This is a genomic window from Streptomyces sp. NPDC050433 (assembly GCF_044458565.1).
GTDB lineage: Bacteria > Actinomycetota > Actinomycetes > Streptomycetales > Streptomycetaceae > Streptomyces.
Genome location: NZ_JBITIB010000004.1, coordinates 117,805 through 134,065, shown reverse-complemented (window position 1 = coordinate 134,065; position 16,261 = coordinate 117,805). Strand labels below are relative to the sequence as shown.

16 protein-coding genes are annotated in these 16,261 nt (G+C 69.9%); 4 read left to right on the top strand and 12 right to left on the bottom strand.

The window, feature by feature from the left end; all coding sequences use genetic code 11:
- Positions 1–179 precede the first annotated feature (179 nt).
- Positions 180–500: a hypothetical protein gene (locus tag ACIBLA_RS07120; protein WP_363240298.1), complete on the top strand. Its 321-nt coding sequence runs from the start codon at positions 180–182 to the stop codon at positions 498–500.
- Positions 501–714: 214 nt separating this feature from the next.
- Here the strand turns inward: ACIBLA_RS07120 and ACIBLA_RS07115 are convergent, their stop codons facing one another.
- Positions 715–1,170, bottom strand: a complete 456-nt coding sequence (locus ACIBLA_RS07115; RefSeq protein WP_363240299.1) for an SRPBCC family protein — start codon at positions 1,168–1,170, stop codon at positions 715–717.
- 136 nt (positions 1,171–1,306) lie between these two features.
- Between ACIBLA_RS07115 and ACIBLA_RS07110 the strand changes: the two genes are divergently transcribed.
- The gene (locus tag ACIBLA_RS07110; RefSeq protein WP_399198016.1) at positions 1,307–2,206 is read left to right on the top strand and encodes a phosphotransferase family protein; all 900 of its coding nucleotides are present in this window, start codon (positions 1,307–1,309) and stop codon (positions 2,204–2,206) included.
- 21 nt (positions 2,207–2,227) lie between these two features.
- On the opposite strand, the gene ACIBLA_RS07105 is transcribed toward ACIBLA_RS07110, so the two are convergent.
- The 5 genes from ACIBLA_RS07105 to ACIBLA_RS07085 all read right to left on the bottom strand — a co-directional run bounded on the left by ACIBLA_RS07105 (position 2,228) and on the right by ACIBLA_RS07085 (position 8,288).
- Positions 2,228–3,868 carry a glycoside hydrolase family 13 protein gene (locus ACIBLA_RS07105; RefSeq protein WP_399198014.1) on the bottom strand — a complete coding sequence of 547 codons (1,641 nt, stop codon included), beginning with the start codon at positions 3,866–3,868 and terminating at the stop codon, positions 2,228–2,230.
- 51 nt (positions 3,869–3,919) lie between these two features.
- Positions 3,920–4,753 (bottom strand): carbohydrate ABC transporter permease, encoded by an 834-nt coding sequence (locus ACIBLA_RS07100; protein ID WP_399198013.1) that lies wholly within the window; start codon positions 4,751–4,753, stop codon positions 3,920–3,922.
- On the bottom strand, positions 4,750–5,742 hold the full coding sequence (locus ACIBLA_RS07095; RefSeq protein ID WP_363240303.1) for a sugar ABC transporter permease: 993 nt from the start codon (positions 5,740–5,742) through the stop codon (positions 4,750–4,752). The genes ACIBLA_RS07100 and ACIBLA_RS07095 overlap by 4 nt, the downstream gene beginning before the upstream one ends.
- The gene (locus tag ACIBLA_RS07090) at positions 5,739–7,103 is read right to left on the bottom strand and encodes an ABC transporter substrate-binding protein (RefSeq protein ID WP_399198012.1); all 1,365 of its coding nucleotides are present in this window, start codon (positions 7,101–7,103) and stop codon (positions 5,739–5,741) included. Before ACIBLA_RS07090 ends, ACIBLA_RS07095 begins: the two co-directional genes overlap by 4 nt.
- A 132-nt stretch (positions 7,104–7,235) precedes the next feature.
- Positions 7,236–8,288: a LacI family DNA-binding transcriptional regulator gene (locus tag ACIBLA_RS07085; RefSeq protein WP_399198011.1), complete on the bottom strand. Its 1,053-nt coding sequence runs from the start codon at positions 8,286–8,288 to the stop codon at positions 7,236–7,238.
- Between the two features lie 281 nt (positions 8,289–8,569).
- Between ACIBLA_RS07085 and ACIBLA_RS07080 the strand changes: the two genes are divergently transcribed.
- Positions 8,570–9,142: a hypothetical protein gene (locus tag ACIBLA_RS07080; RefSeq protein ID WP_363240306.1), complete on the top strand. Its 573-nt coding sequence runs from the start codon at positions 8,570–8,572 to the stop codon at positions 9,140–9,142.
- A 4-nt stretch (positions 9,143–9,146) separates the two neighbouring features.
- On the opposite strand, the gene ACIBLA_RS07075 is transcribed toward ACIBLA_RS07080, so the two are convergent.
- From ACIBLA_RS07075 to ACIBLA_RS07065, 3 genes are all read right to left on the bottom strand, one after another.
- On the bottom strand, positions 9,147–9,812 hold the full coding sequence (locus ACIBLA_RS07075; protein ID WP_363240307.1) for a DUF5063 domain-containing protein: 666 nt from the start codon (positions 9,810–9,812) through the stop codon (positions 9,147–9,149).
- Positions 9,805–10,404 (bottom strand): recombination mediator RecR, encoded by a 600-nt coding sequence (gene recR, locus ACIBLA_RS07070; RefSeq protein WP_363240308.1) that lies wholly within the window; start codon positions 10,402–10,404, stop codon positions 9,805–9,807. Before recR ends, ACIBLA_RS07075 begins: the two co-directional genes overlap by 8 nt.
- A 61-nt stretch (positions 10,405–10,465) precedes the next feature.
- Positions 10,466–10,801: a YbaB/EbfC family nucleoid-associated protein gene (locus ACIBLA_RS07065; RefSeq protein WP_078494255.1), complete on the bottom strand. Its 336-nt coding sequence runs from the start codon at positions 10,799–10,801 to the stop codon at positions 10,466–10,468.
- 269 nt (positions 10,802–11,070) lie between these two features.
- On the opposite strand from ACIBLA_RS07065, the gene ACIBLA_RS07060 reads away from it, so the two are divergent.
- Complete coding sequence (locus ACIBLA_RS07060) at positions 11,071–11,925, top strand: SLATT domain-containing protein (protein WP_363240309.1); 855 nt, start codon at positions 11,071–11,073, stop codon at positions 11,923–11,925.
- A gap of 153 nt (positions 11,926–12,078) precedes the next feature.
- Here the strand turns inward: ACIBLA_RS07060 and ACIBLA_RS07055 are convergent, their stop codons facing one another.
- The 3 genes from ACIBLA_RS07055 to ACIBLA_RS07045 all read right to left on the bottom strand — a co-directional run bounded on the left by ACIBLA_RS07055 (position 12,079) and on the right by ACIBLA_RS07045 (position 16,205).
- The gene (locus ACIBLA_RS07055) at positions 12,079–12,729 is read right to left on the bottom strand and encodes a hypothetical protein (protein ID WP_363240311.1); all 651 of its coding nucleotides are present in this window, start codon (positions 12,727–12,729) and stop codon (positions 12,079–12,081) included.
- Positions 12,730–12,885: 156 nt separating this feature from the next.
- The gene (locus tag ACIBLA_RS07050) at positions 12,886–15,393 is read right to left on the bottom strand and encodes a glycosyltransferase (protein WP_399198081.1); all 2,508 of its coding nucleotides are present in this window, start codon (positions 15,391–15,393) and stop codon (positions 12,886–12,888) included.
- A gap of 83 nt (positions 15,394–15,476) precedes the next feature.
- Positions 15,477–16,205 (bottom strand): GntR family transcriptional regulator, encoded by a 729-nt coding sequence (locus tag ACIBLA_RS07045; RefSeq protein WP_399198010.1) that lies wholly within the window; start codon positions 16,203–16,205, stop codon positions 15,477–15,479.
- Between the last annotated feature and the right edge of the window lie 56 nt (positions 16,206–16,261).

Genomic DNA, 16,261 nt, shown 5'->3' with positions numbered 1-16,261 from the left:
GCCTCGTCAGCGGGGGACTTGGGAGGGGGGTTGGTTCCCTCCCAAGCCCTTCCAGTCTTCTGAAAGAGGGCTCGGAGCCCGAGGCTCAAGCTCCGGGGCCACCTGCGGCGATGTCACTCATCGGGGGCTGAGTAGCGGGGCTCATTCGACGGGCGGCCCGGCCCGCTTTGATCGACACCATGAACGCCATCATGACCACCGCCGAGGCCACCCGCCTACTCCGCAAGTGGGCCACCGTCTCGGCCGTGTTGCTGGTGCCCGCGACGATTCTGGCCGGCATCCTCGCCCTCACGACCGAGAACTCCGCCAGGTGCATCGGCTACAACGAGAACTGCGGCAGCACCCCCGGCTGGGTGTACTCGGGAAGCCTCCTGGTCGCCGGCGTCGCCTGGCTGGCCGTCCTCTTCGTCCCGCGCCGAGCCCTGCGCGGGACCGCGCTCCTGATCCAACTGGTCGCCGAAGCAACGTTCCTGATGGCGGTCCTCACGACCTACGCGTAGCGGCGTACCGGACGAAGCTGGTTACCGCGAGACGAGCACCGCGTACGTGTGGAGTGCCACGACGCCAACCGCCGCCGGCCCCGGCTCCGTCATCCGGCCGACGACGACCAGACCGGGTGCGGGCTGCTGCTGGTCGAGGCGGTCGCGTCGCGGTGGGGTACGGGCGAGCGGCCGTTCGGGAAGTACGTGTGGTTCGAGCTGGACCTCAAGTCGGTCAGGGCGCCTGGACAGACTCGACGGCCTTCTTGATGCGCTCGCCGAATGCGGGGGCGTCCTTGCGGGCCCCGCTGAGGGCGAATCCCTCCAGCAGTTTGCCGATGCCGTGGCCCTCCAGGACGTTGAACAGTCGCACCCGTGTCCTCCCGTCCGAGATCGCCTCCAGGTCGTAACCGCCCTCGCGTGACGTCACCACGTTCTTCGACGTTTCGGCCCAGCGGATTCTGGAGGGTGTTTCCAGCTCGGTGATCCGTAGCGCGCGCTGGGTTTTCATCCCGGCGTCCTTCACCGTGCTCCGGAATACCGTGCCGACCTCCGTGGGTCCCGCCGGCTCCTTGGTGATGGTCTGTACGCGGGGACTGAATTCCGGATCGTTCGTGCCCTCCGCCAGATACGCGAAGACTTCCTCGATCGGTCGGTCGATCTCGGTCACTGCTTCGAACTGTCCACTCACAACTGTTCACTCCTTGACGGTCAGAGTGGGGGGAAGGTAGCAACTCACTCTGCCCTCGTTACCGGTCCACCGCCACTCGGGTTGCTGAGCACGGGTGAAGTCTCGGCAGTGCGGTCCCGCGCATTACTCTCCTGCCATGGACAGCGGGCGCGGCGATCAGGCCGGATTCGTACGTGACATCGTGGCCGCGCAGCTGCCCGGCTACCGGGCCGGCTCCGTGGTGCTTCTCGGTGAAGGCGAGGACAACATCGCCTTCGAGGTCAACGGGGAGCTGATCGTACGTTTCAGCAAGGAGCCCGATCCGGTACGCCGGACCGCCGAAGTGAGCGGCGAGGTTCGCCTGCTCGCCGCCGTCGCCCGTATCTCACCGCTGCCCGTTCCCGAGCCGGCCTTCGCCGACGCCGAGCACGGCTGCCTGGCCTACTTCAAACTCCCCGGCCGACCGGTGATCGATCTGCCCCTCCCCCAACGGGCGGCTCACGACGCCGTGACCGCCGCCAGGCTCGGCGAGTTGCTCTCCGCGCTGCACGAGGTTCCGGTCGGCCCGATGGCGCGGTTGGTGGACGTCGAGGATCAGCCGGCCGCGGCGTGGCTCGACGAGGCCGCGGAGACGTACGCCGCGATCGTCTCGAACGTGCCGATGGCGCATCGCCCTGCCATCGAGGCGTTCCTCGGCGAGCCACCACCCGCCGGCGGACATCCTCTCGTGTTCTCGCACAACGACCTGGGGATCGAGCACGTTCTCGTCGACGCCGCCACCTGGACGTTCACGGGCGTCATCGACTGGAGCGACGCCGCGATCTGCGATCCGGCCTGTGACTTCGGCCGTCTGTACCGCGACCTCGGTGCCACGGCGCTCCACAGCGCCCTGCGGAGCTACCGGACCGGCGCCCACCAGGCCGAAGCGATCGGGACCCGTGCCGCCTTCTACGCCAAGTGCGGCGTCCTGGAGGACATGGCCTACGGCATCGAGACCGGACGGGCCCCCTATCTCGACAAGAGCCTCGCCGCGCTGACGTGGCTGTACCCGGCATAGCCGCTCGGCAGCCGGTCGGACCTACATCGCGAGCCACGCCGCGTCGTCCGGTGCCAGCAGTCCGTTCTCGACGGGGTCGCCGGACAGCAGGACCGATGCGTGCTCGGGGAGCCGGTAGGGCTCGGGCGAGAGGTTGACCGCGCACACGAAGCCGGGGGCGCGGCTGAAGGCGAGGACACCGGGCGGGGTGTCCAGCCAGGTCAGGGTGCCGTCGCCGAGAGCGGGGTGCTCGCGCCGCAGGCGCAGGGCGCGGCGGTACAGCTCCAGCATGGAGGTCTCGTCGCCGCTCTGGGTTTCCACGCTGCGTTCGGACCAGTCCGCGGGCTGCGGGAGCCAGGGAGCGGCGGCACCGTCGGGGCTGAAGCCGAACGGCTCGGCCGGCCCCGACCAGGGGAGGGGGACCCGGCAGCCGTCGCGTCCGCGGTCGGTGTGTCCGGAGCGTTCCCAGATCGGGTCCTGGAGGACCGGCTCGGGCAGGTCCTCCACCTCGGGCAGGCCGAGTTCCTCGCCCTGGTAGATGTAGGCGCCGCCGGGCAGGGCGAGCATCAGCAGGACCGCCGCCCGGGCGCGTCGTGTGCCCAGGTCCAGGTCCAGGGGGCCTTCGGGGCGGTAGGGCTCGTTGGCGACCCATTGGTTGACCGTCATACGGCCGTACCGGCTGGGGTGGCGTACGACGTCGTGGTTGGAGAGCACCCAGGTGGCCGGTGCGCCCACGGCCCCGAGGACGGCGAGCGAGTCGTCGATGACCGCACGCAGGGCCTTCGGATCCCAACTGGACATCAGGAAGTCGAAGTTGAACGCGGTGTGCAGGCCGTCCTCGCGAACGTAGGCGGCGAGTCGCTGCGGTGTGTCGGCCCAGGCCTCGGCGACGAACGTCCGGTCGCCGGGGAACTCGTCGGCCACCTTGCGCCACGCGCGGAAGATGTCGTGGACCTCGTCACGGTCCCAGTGCGGGTGGTCGACATGCTGCCGGGGCCCGTCGCTCTCCGGTTCCCGGCGGGGTGGGAGGTCGGGCAGTTCGGGGTCCTTGACGAGCCCGTGGGCGACGTCGATACGGAAGCCGTCGACTCCTCGGCTGAACCAGAACCGCAGGATCGACTCGAACTCCGCCCGGACCTCGCGGTGTTGCCAGTTGAGGTCGGGCTGCTCGGGGGCGAACAGGTGCAGGTACCACTCGCCGTCGGGCAGCCGGGTCCAGGCCGGGCCGCCGAAGACGGAGAGCCAGTTGTTGGGCGGCTCGGCGCCGTCGGGGCCGCGGCCGGGCCGGAAGACGTACCGTTCTCGTTCCGGACTGCCCGGTCCGGCCGCCAGGGCCGCCTGGAACCAGGCGTGCTGGTCCGAGGTGTGGTTCGGCACGATGTCGGGGATGACGCGGATCCCCAACCGGTGTGCCTCCTCGATGAGTTGCTCGGCCTCGGCCACCGTGCCGAACAGCGGGTCGATCTCGCGGTAGTCGGCCACGTCGTAACCGTGGTCAGCCATCGGCGACTTGTACCACGGGTTGATCCAGAGCGCGTCGACGCCGAGCGACTTGAGATACGGCAGACGGGAACGGATGCCGGCGATGTCGCCGACGCCGTCGCCGTTCGAGTCGGCGAAGCTGCGGATGTAGACCTGGTAGATGACGGCGTCGCGCCACCACGGTGCTGCGGTGCTGGTCATAACTGCGGTGTTCTCCTTGCGCGTTGGGGGCGGGTGGCGGGGCGCCCAATGTCACTTCGCCGAGCCGGAGGTGAGTCCGGCGACGATACGGCGCTGGAAGAGCAGCACCATGATCACCAGTGGGATCGTGACGAGGACGCCCGCTGCCATCTGGCTGCCGAACGGCGTGTCGTACTCCGTGGCGCCGGTGAACTTCGAGATGGCGACCGTCGCGGTCTGCATGCCGGGTTTGTTGGTCATCGACAGGGCGATGAGGAACTCGTTCCAGGCACAGATGAAGACGATGATCGCGGTGGTGAAGAGGCCCGGCGCGGCGAGCGGAATAATGATCTTGCGGAACGCCTGGCCCCGGGTGCAGCCGTCGACCATGGCGGCCTGTTCCAGCTCGTCGGGCATCTGCCGGAAGAACGTGGTCAGGTTCCACACCGCCAGCGGCAGCGTCAAGGACATGCTGGGCACGATCATGGACTGATAGGTGTTGATCCAGCCGATGTCCGTGAACAGCTTCAGCAGCGGGACGACGATCGACACCACGGGGAACATCGAGGTGGCGATGATCAGCGTGAGGATCAGCCGCTTGAACCGGAACTCCAGCCGGGCCATCGCATACGCGGTGAACGTGGCCAGCAGCAGCGCCAGTGCGGTGGTGACGCCGGCGACGATCAAGCTGTTGAGCAGGGCGCGGGTGAACCCCTGGGACGGTTCGAACACCGCCCGGTAGTTCTCGAAGGACACCGGGGAGGGGATCAGCGAGGTGCTGAAGATGTCCGAGGTACGTCGCAGGCTGGAGACGAGCATCCAGTAGAAGGGAGCCAGGCAGTACGCCACCACTACGGCGACGCCCACGTACATCGGCGCGTTGCGCCATTTCGCCGGAATGGTCATGCCGTCACCTCCGCGCCGCGCGGCGCCGGCATCCGCCGTCGTCTGCTTCTCCTCGTACGTTTGCCACCGGCGTCGCCGACGAGATCGGCGCCGAGCAGCCGGACGAACGCCAGGGCGATGAGGAAGACATAGAGGAACAGGATCACCGCGTAGGCGGAGGCCGGTCCGAAGCGGACGTTGGACGCCTCGTTCTGGGCGAGCATCGACAGGGTCTCCACCGAGTTCTTCTGCGCGCCGATGAGGATGTACGGCAGGTCGAACATCCGCAGCGCGTCCATGCAGCGGAACAGCACCGCCACCAGCAGCGCGGGCTTCACCAGCGGCAGGGTGATGTGCCAGAACTGGCGCCACCGGCTCGCTCCGTCGATGCGGGCCGCCTCGTAGACCTCCTTCGAGATCACCTGGAGGCCGGCCAGGACCAGCAGGCCGATGAAGGGGGCGGTCTTCCACACCTCGGCGATGATGACCGCGGCCTTGGCCTGGAAGCCCTCGGTGGTCCACAGGACCTGCTGGCCGATGAGGGAGTTGGCGACGCCGTTGCTGTTGAAGATCCACCGCCAGAGCAGGGCGGAGATGGCGGTCGGCACGGCCCAGGGAATCAGGATGCCGGCCCGCAGCAGGGCGCGGCCCCGGAACGCCTTGTGCATGATCAGGGCCATCGCCACCCCGATCAGTGTCTCCAGACCGACCGTGACGACGGTGAAGAACGTGGTGTTCCAGAAGGCGTTCCAGAACCGCTCTCCGGCCTCGCCGAAGATGTCGGCGTAGTTCTGCAGCCCGACGTACGGCTCGGTGGCGTTCATGAACCCGGTCTTCGGGTCCAGGCCCTTCGGCCCGTACAGCGACTCGCTGAGCGCCATGAGGGTCGGGTAGAGCACGACGATCGTCAGCACCAGCATCGTCGGGGACACCAACAGCGCCGCCATCCGCGCCGAGCCCCCGGTCGCCCGTCCCTTCCTGCCCCGGCGCTCCACCGGCGTGCGCCTCACTGGGCCGCGGCCTTCTCCAGGTCCTTCTGGAGGTCCTTCAGCGCCTGCGCGCTGCTCTTGTCGCCGGTCAGCGCGGCGTACGCCTCCTGCTGGATCTTCGAGGTCACATCGCCGTACTGCACGACCTGCGGACGCGGCACGGCACGCAGGATCGACTCCTTGAGCACCGGCAGGTACGGATACTGCCCGACCAGCGCCTTGTCGTCGTACAGGGCGCCGTACGGCGGGGCGAGGGAGGCCTCCTTGAGGAACGTGCCCGCGTTCTCCTCGTTGCTGAAGAACTTCGCGAAGTCCAGGGCCGTGGCCTTGTTCTTGGCGTACGACGACACGGCCACGTTGTGACCGCCCAGGCTGGAGGAGCCGGGCCCGTTCAGACCGGGCAGCGGCGAGACCCCGAACTTCCCCGCGACCTCGCTCTTCTCGGCCAGGGAGTACACGTACGGCCAGTTGCGCAGGAAGATCAGCTTGCCGGACTGGAACGCCTGACGGCTGTCCTCCTCCAGATAGGTGATGCCTTCCTTGGGAATCGTCCCGTCCTTGACGGAATCGGCGAGGAAGTCCAGGCCCTTCCTGGCCTCGGGGGTGTCGACGTCCGGCTTGCCGTTCTCGTCGGTGACGATGCCGCCCGCCGAGTTCACGACCTCGGAGAAGTTCACGGTCAGGCCCTCGTACTTCTGGAGCTGACCGCCGTAGCAGGACATGTCCTTGGCCTCGGGCAGCTTCTTGACCTTGGCACAGGCGGACTTCATCTCCGCCCAGGTCGCCGGCGGCTCGGCGACGCCGGCCTTCTTCAGAAGGTCGGTGCGGGAGTACAGCAGTCCGCCGTCCGCCGAGACCGGGACCGAGTACAGGCCGTCGCGGTACTGCCCCGTGGCCACCACCGGCTTCAGCATCTTGTCGAGCGGGAACTGCTTCTCGGGCAGCTTGTCGATCCACTGGTGGGCGGCGAACTCCGAGGTCCACACGACGTCCAGGGAGAGGACCGAGTACGCGTCGGACTTCGTCTCCGCGTTCTGGATCATCTGCTGACGCTGCGCGTCGGCGTCGGTCGGGAGCTGGATGAAGGTGACCTTCTCCTTCGGGTGCAGCTTGTTCCAGCGGTCGAGCACCGGCTGGACGGAGCCGGTGGTGTCCTTGCCGGCCACGTACGTGATGGGGCCGCGCCCCTCGAACGACGTACTCCCGGCCTGCCCGGAGCCGGAGCCGCCGTCGTCGGACGAGCCGCAGGCGGTGAGGACGAGCCCGGCGGCGACAAGCGTGGCCGAGCACTGAAGCACTCTGGTGCGGTGGGACTTCGCTGTCGCTGCCGGCCTGGTCGGCCTGGTGGCTATGAGGGCGGGAGCGGACGTACGGGTGGCCATGAATTCCTCCGTGGATCATTCGAGGTGGTGGCTGCGGCTCGTTTCGGGTGGCTCGGAGTCCGCGCCCGGACAGGGGACGAACGACGTACTGCTGAGAGAGAAGTGCCGAAGAGGGAACGGGGGAACGGGAGTTCAGGCGTCCGGCGCGGGCGCGCTGTCGCGGATGACGAGGGACGGCTCCAGCAGGATCCGTTCGGGTGGTACGTCGGGGTCGGAGATCCGGTTCTGCAACAGCCGTACGCACTCCCGGCCGACCGCCTCCAGAGGCTGGGCGAGCGTGGTCAGACCGGGAGAGAGGATGGCGGCGATCGGCGAGTCGTCGAAGCCGGTCACGGCGACGTCCCGGCCCGGAGCGGCCCCCCGCTCGCGCAGGGCGTTGTAGCAGCCGAGCGCGAGTGTGTCGCTGGCCGCCACCACGGCGGTGACGCCCGCGTCCAGCAGCGGTTTGACCGCGGTGCGCGCCTCTTCGACGTCGTCGGCGCTCTGCGCCCGTCGGCTACGGGTCCGCAGTCCGTGCCGCCGCATGGCCCTCTGCCAGCCCTTGGCGCGGTCGTCACCGACGCCGGAGCCGCGCTGCCAGCCCAGGAAGCCGATGTCGTGGTGCCCGAGCGCGATCAGATGCTCCACCGCCGCGTCCGTGCCCAAGGCGCCGTCCACATCGACCCAGTCACCGATCTGCCGTGCCGACCACATCCGGCCGAAGCCCACGAACGGCACGCCCCGCTTGGCCAGCCACGCCTGGCGCGGAACGCTTCGCTCGTCGGTGTCACTGAGCACGAACCCGTCGACAGCGTGCTGGGCGAGCAGTTCCTCGTGGCCCCGCAGGCTCGCACCGCCGGCCGGCGCGGCGAACAGCAGGATGCGGTAACCGGCCTCGTCCGCGGCCTCGGACAGAGCGTGCAGAAACCGGTCCAGAACCAGGGCCGTGGTGCCGGGCGGGGCGGGCAGGATGCCGTAGCCGATGAGCTTGCTGGAGCGGGTGCGCAACGTCTGGGCGGCGCGGCTCGGCCGGTAGCCCATCTCGTCGATCGCCCGAAGAACCCGCTCCAGGGTCTCCGGACGCAGCAGGTCCGGCGAGTTGAGCGCGTTGGACACGGTCTGCGGGGAGACCCCGGCGCGGCCGGCGACCATGGCGAGGGTCGCGGGGCCGCCCTTGGCCGAGGAACTGCTGGTGGAGCGCGACATTGCGGTCTCCGGGGCAGGCGGACTTGCACAGGGCCATGCACGTTCATTAGAGCGTTCCAAAGGGCACTTTTCCGGCCGTGAGCTCGCCGTTCGTGCCCTTGGATCGATCTAATGCCTGAGAGGGTCCACTCCATCGAACACCACTGTCAAGACTCATGACACCAACAACTCGGGCCGCTCGTCGGCCGTCCCGGCTCATCGGGGCCTGACGGTAGATCAACTGCCGTTGCTGGCGCATGATGGAGGCGCCCGTACCGTCAGAAGCGAGGTGTCGCGTTCCGATGAAACGTAAGACCAGAATCCTTCTGACGGGCTTGGCCTCCGTGGGTGGTGCCGTCGTCGGCGCCGGCATGCTGCACAACCGGCGGACTGATCGGCCGGAGCACCTTTACGTCACGGTCTTCAGCGAGCCCGGCTACCTGGGGCGCAACAAGACGCTGACCTGGACCGGCGGTGCGCGTGAGGTTGTTCCGCTGTCGCGGCTTCAGCTGCCGGGTATCGGATCGATCAGGCTGGAGCGGCTCGTCTACCGCTTCCAGCCCCAGGTGCGGCTGCCGAACATGTACATCCTGTGGCACGCCATCACCGAGCGCCCGGACCGTACGGACCCCGAGGGCGGCCTGGCCAGCTTTATCGCCGTGCATCAGCTCGCCGGGATGTTCTCCGTCGGGTTCCGGGAGCCGGTTCGCGAGTCCGAGGCGCGGTCGGGGGTGCGGCTCCGGGCCGAGCGCCCCGGCGACCCGGGCCAGCCGTGGCACGACGTCCTGGCCAACACACCCGACCTCGGCGACTGGAGCAGCCGCACCCGCTACCTCGAACTCGGCTATTACGACAGGAGCGGCCCCCGCGAGTGACCCCCTACGCCGGGTCCGCGACCGGGCGCATGCCCAAGGTGCCCAGTTCCTCCGCCATCACCCTGCCCGCCTCCTCCGCCAGTGCGTCCTCGCCCAGGTCCTGGTCCGTGTCCAGGCCGTCGAGGGCCGGGAGGGGCTGGTCGAGGCGGACGTGGGCCACCAGGGACTGGAGGGCGCGGAGTGATGCCGAGGCCGTGGAGCCCCAGTTGGAGAAGTACGAGAACTGCCACCACCACAGCGCCTCGGTCGTCCGGCCCGCGCGGTAGTGCGCCATGCCGTGGCGCAGGTCCGCCACGACGTTGGCCAGGTCGTCGGAGATACGGCACGGGACCGGCGCCTTGCGGGGCTCGTACGGGTCGAAGACCTCCGAGTACACGTCGATCGGCTCAAGGATCGCCGCGAAGCGCTCGCGCAGGTCGTCGACGTCCGGCTCCGGGCCCAGGTCGGGCTCGTACCGCTCGTCGGGGAGGATGTCCTCGTGCGCGCCCAGCCGGCCGCCGGCCAGGAGCAGTTGGGAGACCTCCAGGAGCAGGAAGGGGACGGCGCTGTCCGGTTCGTCGCCCTTCGCGACCTCCGTGACCGCGACGATGAAACTCTCGACCTGATCGGCGATCTGGACCGCGAAGTCGTCCGGGTCCTGCGTGGTGGAGTGCAGCGTAGCGTCAGACATCGAGAAGTCGTCTCCCCTCGAAGGCACGCCCCAGCGTGACCTCGTCGGCATATTCCAGGTCGCCCCCCACGGGCAGACCGCTGGCAAGGCGCGTGACCTTCAGGCCCATCGGTTTGATCATGCGTGCGAGATACGTGGCCGTGGCCTCGCCCTCCAGGTTGGGGTCGGTCGCCAGGATCAGTTCGGTGACCGTACCGTCGGCGAGACGGGCCAGCAGCTCGCGGATCCGCAGGTCGTCGGGGCCCACGCCCTCGATGGGGCTGATCGCGCCGCCGAGTACGTGGTACTTGCCGCGGAACTCGCGGGTGCGCTCGATGGCGACGACGTCCTTGGGCTCCTCGACGACACAGATCACCGTCAGGTCGCGCCGGGCGTCGCGGCAGATGCCGCACCGCTCCTCCTGCGCCACGTTGCCGCACACCGCACAGAAGCGGACCTTGTCCTTCACTTCGAGCAGGGCGTGCGCGAGGCGGCGGACGTCGGTCGGTTCGGACTGGAGGACATGGAAGGCGATCCGCTGCGCGCTCTTGGGACCGACGCCGGGCAGCCTGCCCAACTCGTCGATGAGGTCCTGGACCACGCCTTCGTACAACGGACTGCCTCTCGTATACGTCTATACGTCTTGCTCGTACCGTAGTTGCTGGGGCGCCCCGCTAGAAGGGCAGACCCGGCATCCCGCCGAGGCCCTGGGCCAGCGGGCCGAGCTTCTCCTGCTGGAGCTGCTGCGCGTTCTCGTTCGCCGCGTGGACGGCGGCGATGACGAGGTCGGCCAGCGTCTCCGTGTCGTCGGGGTCGACCGCCTTGGGGTCGATGACGAGGCCGCGCAGCTCCCCGGAACCGTTGACGGTGGCCTTCACGAGACCGCCGCCCGACTGACCGTCGACCTCGGTCGCGGCCAGTTCTTCCTGGGCCGCCGCGAGGTCCTGCTGCATCTTCTGGGCCTGCTGGAGGATCTCCTGCATGTTGGGCTGGCCACCACCGGGAATCACGGTCACTCCTGGCAAATCGACGTCGGTTGATCGGCAGGTCGAGCCTACGTGGTCACCAAGCAGGCCGCCCTACCCCACAGGAACGAACTCTTTCGGGTGAGAGTGCCCGGCTCCTCTACCTGATCACGGGGCCCGCGCGGTGCAAGCGCCCGGATTTCGGGCGCGGGCCCCACCATTCGGCGGTAGGAAGTGCGGTACGTGTTCGTATCCACCTTTACGTTCCACGTTTCCATCTTCCACTCAGTGATGCCGTTGCGCAGAGGAGCCCCGTGAGCCAGCCGGACATGCAGCCTGGGGGGCCGGCCCCGGACGAGGGCGCGCGGGGTGCGCCGGGGAGTGTGAACGGGAGCGGGGGTGCGGCGGGGCCGGGGGCCCCGGGGAGCGCGCCGTGGGGGGCCGTCTCCGGGACCTTCCCCGCCGGGGCCTTCCCCGCCGGGGCCTTTCCCGCCGGGGACTGGAGCGAGCCCGCGCGGCGGCTCGACGAGCTGTACCGGTGGGCCGAGGCGAGTGCGCTGCGCACCGTCGCCCGCTACCGCGCGCAGCGCGTACGCAAGCGCCGCTGCGCCCGCGCCCTGCGGGCCGCGACGGCGCTCGGCGCGGTCGCGGGCGCGGCGCTGCCGCTGCTGGACCTGACGGCCGTGCTGGGCGGGACGGCTACCGGCTGGGGGTATCTGTCACTGCTGTTCGCCGCGGCCTGTCTGGGCTGCGACCGGTATTTCGGGGTGACGTCCGGCTGGCTGCGGAATGTCGCGACGGCGCAGGCGGTGGAGCGGCGGTTGCAGGCGCTCCAGTACGACTGGGCGTCCGAGTGCGTACGAGAGGTGCTCGGCCCGGCGGACGGCACGGCGAGCGAGGCGGCGGAGCGGTGCCTGGGGGTGCTGCGGAGGTTCGCGGAGGACGTCACGGAGCTGGTACGGGCGGAGACGGCGGACTGGATGGTGGAGCACCGGGCCGGGCCCGCGCCGCTGGTGACGCAGTCGCCGGCGATGGGGGGCATGGGGAGTACGGGAGGCGTGGGCGGTACGGCGCGGCCGGACGGCGCCGGTTTCCCACCGGGCCGCTTCCCGCTCCCACCGGGCACCCGCCCGAACATGCCCCGGCAGCGACCACCGGATGTGCGGTAGCCCCTTGCCCCTATGCCCCTGCCCCAATGACGCGTCGTCGCCCGTGGCGCCCGTAGCACCCGCGGTGGCGCCAACCGATCAACCGCCTTCGACCAGCGCGTACTTGGCTGCGGGGGCGGGTCCGTAGACCGGGCCCGCCCCCGCGCCGGCGGGTCAGCTGAAGATGATCATGGAGCCCTGGCCCAGGCTCCGGGTCGCCGCCGCGTGCAGGCCCAGCCAGACGTGGCGTTCGCGGGCGAACGGGCTGTCGTCGTACGGGATCGGGCCCGCCGGTTCCTCCAGGGATGTCGGGCCCCCCGGCGGGGCCGGGGCGGCCGGGGGGTTGGTCGGGTCGATGCCGATCGAGCGGGCCACCAGCTCCAGCTCGCGCAGCAGTCCCTGGGTCGAGCCCAGCGGGCCGCCGCCCGCGAGGAGTTCCTCGTTGGAGAGCGGGGACGCGTAGTCCACGGGCACGTACGCGCCCGCGTGGTCGTAGTGCCAGACCAGATGCGACTGCTGGGCCGTGGCCTCGAACATCTCCAGCAACTGCTCGTAGTCACCGCCCAGTTCGCCCACCGGCGTCACCGCCAGGCCGCACATCTGGAGCAGATACGCCCGGCGCAGGAAGTGCAGCGCGTCGTAGTCGAAGCCGGCGACGGGTGCGACATCACCGGAGAGACCGGGCATGTAGGCGAAGACGGGGACGGACGGCAGCCCGGCGTCGCCGAGTGCTTTGTCGTAGACGGCGATCTCTTCGGCGAAGGGGTTGTCGGGGCTGTGGCACAGCACGTCGACGAGGGGGACCAACCACAGGTCACAGGCCAAGGGAGGCTCGCTCTCCAACGAGTTCGAACGGATTCCGTCGGGTTCCAGCTACTTCTGTCATGTTCGTACATGTACGTACGAACCCGACCGTCGGGTCAGCGTAATGCGGCGAACGCGATCAGCGAAGACGACCAGCACGACCTGCGCCGGCCGCCCTCAACTCGCTCTTGGCATATCCCATACCCACGCGCCCCCCAACCGCTCCCCCGGCCGCCCCAGCAGTTTCGTCATGACCTCGTACAGCGCCGCCTCGTTGTCCTGCGGCGCCAGCACCACCACGCCCGCCTTCCAGAACGCCAGGTCGAGCTTGGCCTGCGCGCGCCAACTCGGGCCGATGTCCGGGATCCGGCCGCCGTAACGGACGTCGCTCAACAGGTTGGAGGTGTAGCGCGGGGACGCGCCGTAGATGCCCATCCGGTCCGGGCCCCAGGGCCCGTTGAAGTAGCCGCCGGGCACGGAGAAGCCGAAGCCCGTGGCCGACTGCCAGTGCAGCGCGTCCGCCTCGGCCGGGCTCGGCAGGGGTACGGGGACGACGCTCTCGCCCTCGGCGACGTAGTCCCGGTACATGCCGTCCGTGATGAACCGCGGCACCTCCGCGCGCTCCCGCACCGGCTGCGGCGTCGGCAGGATCGGCAGCAGCGCGGCGGCGATCGCGACCAGTCCCACCGCCCGGTGCGTACGCGGTTCGAGGTCCGCGATCCGTTCCGCCGCGAGGGCGATCAGGACGCCGAGCGCCGGGGCGCAGATCATCGCGACCCGCGACTCGATCACCGACTCGAAGAGCGGCTGATGCGCCAGCGCACGCCACGGCCCCGGCAGCACCACGTCCGTGAACGGGATACGGATCTTCTGCCCCAGCGACAGCAGCGCGGCCACCAGCACCGTGGCCGTCAGCGCCTTCACCAGCGCCGAACGCCCCAGCCACACCACGACCCCGAAGACGAACGCGGTCAACGGCCAGCCGTAGAAGGCGTTCTGCTCGGTTCGGTTCATCGCGAGGGTGTCGGCGCGCGCCTCGTCGCCGAGCAGCGCGCGGCCCGAGAACTCCAGGAAGGCGAGCGGGCTGTTGCCGGCGTTGTCGCCGTGCAGGACGCTGTGGTAGCTCTGCGGGCCGAAGAACTGCCAGTACAGCGGGAACGCCACCAGTGGCAGACACACCGCCAGCGCCACGCCGAGCCCGCGCAGCAGCGGTCGCAGCGCGGCGCGCGCGACGTCGGGGCGCGCCAGCGCGTACGCCAGCGCGAAGATCAGCATCCCCATCGTGGCGAGCAGCAGCGCTTCCTCACCGAGGAAGATCTGGTACGCCGCGAAGAGGCCGAGCAGCACACCGTCGCGGACGACACGTCGCCCTTCGCAGAGGGACAGCGCCCGGTCGACGATCAGCGGGATCACGAAGAGCACGAGGAAGTTCGGGTGCGCGGTGCCGTGCGACATCATCGGCGGCGCGAATGCCGCCAGCGCCGCGCCGAGCGCCGCCGCCGGCCGGGCGCGGGTGACGCGGCGTACGAACAGCCAGTACCAGGCGACGGCCGTCGCCGCCAGGCCGAACGTGAGGACCAGCGCCCACGTCACCGTCGGCCCGAGGAGGAGCGTGACGGGCGTCAGGGGGACGGACAGGCCGAGCATGACCGTGTTCGCCATCAGGTTCACGCCGTCGGGATGGCCCTGATACGTGGTGAAGAGCGGGTTGCGCAGATGCGCGACGTTGTCCGCGGTGACCCCGAAGAACCACTCCCACTGGTTCTGGTCCTGCATCGAGTCGGCGAGATACGCGCGGTCCAGGTCCGCCCACAGGCCCTTGTAGAGGAGGACGGACGCGAGGACGAAGACGCCGGCGACGGCGAGGTCGAAGGGGCGTACGCGGGTGCGTAGCCGCAGAAGTTCCAGCAGTACACGCCCGTAGTCCGCCGGCCGCACCTTCGACCCGCTCTGGTGCGACCAGCGCACCGGCACCTCGGCGACGGGCCAGCCGGCGCGGCGGAAGTGGCGCAGGATCTCGACGTCTATGCCCCAGCCGTCGAGGCGGGAGGCGGCGAAGGCGGCGCGCGCCTTGTCGCCGTCGTAGAGCTTGAAGCCGCACTGGGTGTCGCGTATGCCGCGGACGGCGACGAGCCGGATGAGGCGGTTGCCGAGCCGGCCGAGGCATTCGCGAAGGGGGCGTTGGTGCACCTCGACGCGGGAGCCGGGGAGGGCGCGGGAGCCTATCGCGGCGGCGGGCTCGTACGCGGACGTGTCGTTGTGCTTGTCGTTGTGTTTGTCGTCGTCGGCGCTGTCGCCGGCGCTCGCGCTCGCCGACAGCAGCGCGTCCAGCGTGTCCAGTTCCGCTATCGGCGTCGCCAGATCCGCGTCCGTGACCAGCACCCGCCTGCCGTACGACGCCAGGACGCCCAGCCGTAGCGCGTGCCCCTTGCCGCGGTTCTCGGTGCTCGTCAGCACATGGACGCGGGGGTCTTCCGACGCCGCCCGCGCCGCGACCGCCGCGGTGCCGTCCGTCGAGCCGTCGTCCACGACGATCAGCTCCCAGTCGCCCCAGCGCTCCGGGGCGGCGCGCAGGTGCGCGCGGATCGCGTCGAGGGTGGGGCCCAGCCGGTGTTCCTCGTTGTACGCGGGGACGACGACGGTCAGGTCCGCCGCCGTGTCCGCGCTGCCGGTGATACGCGATATGCCGGGTGTCGCGTCCGCGCCTGATTCCGCGCCCGATTCCGCGCCCGCGCCCGATCCCGTACGTCCACTCGCCACGTACCCGCTCACCTCCGCGGACGCCCCGAGCCCGGCCCCGGCCTCGACCCGGACCCCTGCGCCTGCGCCTGCTCCAGCTGGTCCGCCCACTCCAGCGAGTGCGTGTGGCAGTCGTCGACGACCGCCCGCGCGGCCTTCGCGTCGCCGAGCGTGATCGCGTCGACGAGCTGCCCGTACCCGTTCCACAGCCAGTCGCGGCGGGCACCGTCACCGCGCAGGAACGGCACGGAGAACACCCATGCCTGCACCCGCAGCTGGTCGAGGAAGTCGCAGATGTACTGATTCGCCACGAGCGCGGACAGCTCCCGCCAGAACCGCAGGTCGTACCCGATCAGGATGTCCAGGTCCCCGCCCTTGGCCGCCCGCGCGGCCTCCTCGGCGCGGCGCCGTACCGACACCAGCGCCTCGGAGTCCACCCGTCTGGTGCCCTGCACCATGGCACGGCGGAACACGCCCTCCGTGATCAGCGAGCGCGCGTCGATCATCGCGCGGAAGTCGTCGACGCTGAACCGGTGGACGTGGAAGCCCCGGTGCTGGTCGGAGTCGAGCAGCCCCTGCGCGGCCAGGTCCACCAGGGCCTCCCTGACGGGGGTCGCCGACACGCCGTACTGCTCGGCGATGTGCTTGACGGTGAACCCCTCGCCCGGCAGCAAACGCCCCGCCAGCACCTCGTCACGCAGTGCTTCCGCGATCTGTTGCCGCAGGGTGTTGCGGGTCACAGCTCCGCTGGCGGGCATTGGTGTTCGTCCCCTCGTCCGGCTTCGCACACCTTAAGCCAGGGACGGGGAGGGGC